At 57.7% G+C, this 1894-nt stretch carries 3 protein-coding genes; all 3 read left to right on the forward strand.

All coding sequences use genetic code 11. From position 1 onward, the window contains the following. Window positions 1-338 precede the first annotated feature (338 nt). Window positions 339-542 carry a hypothetical protein gene (locus RC85_RS28065; protein WP_149753177.1) on the forward strand — a complete coding sequence of 68 codons (204 nt, stop codon included), beginning with the start codon at window positions 339-341 and terminating at the stop codon, window positions 540-542. Between the two features lie 636 nt (window positions 543-1178). After that, window positions 1179-1592, forward strand: coding sequence for a hypothetical protein (locus RC85_RS25595; protein ID WP_162273303.1), 414 nt, complete (start codon window positions 1179-1181; stop codon window positions 1590-1592). Further along, a partial coding sequence (locus RC85_RS28770) for a hypothetical protein (RefSeq protein ID WP_238383239.1) occupies window positions 1564-1894 on the forward strand: 331 nt, incomplete at its 3' end. The genes RC85_RS25595 and RC85_RS28770, both read left to right, overlap by 29 nt.

Below are 1894 nucleotides of genomic sequence, written 5' to 3' on the forward strand. Positions count from 1 at the left end.
CGATTTTCTGTGATGGTTGACTTTTCTCTCCGTACCCGGTGATCCCGACCGTTATCCGACTGAGCCGCGGACACTTGCTGCCCGCCTCGCGCCCTGCGGGGCACAACCAACGCATGAAACACGACCGCCAAGACCGCTTTGCCCCCAACGCTCGACCTACACCGAAGTGCCGACTGCCCTGCGGGGCATCAACCAACGCCCGAATTCCAATGCTCAATTAGTGCCGACGTGCCGACTGCACTGCGTGGCACCAACCAACGCCTGTCTTCGCGAACTCGATACACTGCCTCACACCGCAATTTGCTTTGCCGGCATTACTCTGCTACGCTTTCCACACGGTGATCGTCACCCACGGGGACGAAGTCCGCGCCGACGGACCACATCGCAACGGTGTATTGCGGATAACCATTGCATGCACCGGAGTGGCGGCCGCACACTTTTCTCTCTGCTTGCACGTCAAATCCCGCCACCTCGGTGATGCATACCGTTATCCGACTTGGCGCGGGGCCGTGTCGCGACCAAAGGCATTCTCGGTCTACTAGCACTGACGACTAATCGCCGGCCCGTAGGCCGCCTTGGCCGTGTCGTGTTTCGCAATGTCGAACACGCTGCAACGATGCACACGGTTCGCAGTGCTTGCAAGTCATCCATGCTCGAACTCCGCTTCAACGCTTTTCCTTCTGCTTGCACACCCGGTCGCGACGTACCGAATGGCCGGACGGCGATTGCTGGCCGTTCGCCACGTCTTAGCTCCGGCCCTTCGGAACGTCGCGACCTCCAAGACGCTGCAAATTGCTCGGTCACTTGCGACCGTATCTCCATTGGCACGCTTTGCTCCGCTGCGACCTCACGGAAACGAACGGAACGTCGCCATCGACATCTTTACCCACTTCTACGTCGTATGACGATGGCGACGTACCGTTCGCTTCCTCACCCCTTCGATAAACTTGGGGTACCGAACTTGCTCGGTCGTCCCTGCCCAAGCTATACTCATTCACCGCTACCACCCGCAATCCTTCGGCAAACGCCCCTGGCGGATAACCAAAGGATGCACCGGAGTACGGCTTGCGAGATTTTCCGTGATGGTTGACTTTTCCCTCCGTACCCGGTGATCCTAGACGTTATCCGACTGAGCACTCGACATTGTTCGGCAACCACGGACGCCTCTTCTGTGTTCCTTGCAATCGCATCCAACAATTCGCGATACCGCAGGCTATGGTGACCTCAATCTTCCGCACCATTTGAACCCTTGCCTCCACGTGCTTGCCGAATACAACGTTACTGCCGTCATCCTGATCTGCTTCGTTTTCGTCGCCATTGCTGCGGCGATTGTCGCCTATACCCTCTGGATCGCTCGTAAAGGCCAATTCGACGTCGTGGGGCACACTTACTATCCGGAAACCGACCCACTGGGTTACTATGGTCGACTGGCTGGCAACTATTTCGCTGCTGCGATATTCCTCTATCTTGCTTTCCTGGTTGGGAACGCACCACGTCCAGACAGCGATACTCCTAACGGCAAGTCTGACCCTCCAACCGAAGCACTCAAGCGCGATGCCGACATTGACACACTTCCTTCGGACGGCGGATAACCAAGACATGCACCGGAGTGGCGGTGGTTGCATTTTCCGTCTGCTTGTACGTCACTCGCCGCCACCCGGTGATGTCAACCGTTATCCCGCTCGGTGCGCGGTCTCTCCGCTTCAACGCCGAACGTTCGATCGCTTGCTTTCCTACACATCGAGACTCGTTACGTCGGATCGCTTGCTTGGTCACTCCTTCTATGCTCGTGCTGGTCGCTCGCTGACTCAATCTCCGCTGCACCCCGGCCCAAACTCCGCTTCAACGCTTGATCCTTTACTTGCACGAAGGTCGCGACGATTCGATTCGCCGC

It is taken from the genome of Rubripirellula obstinata (assembly GCF_001642955.1).
Taxonomy (GTDB): Bacteria; Planctomycetota; Planctomycetia; order Pirellulales; family Pirellulaceae; genus Rubripirellula; species Rubripirellula obstinata.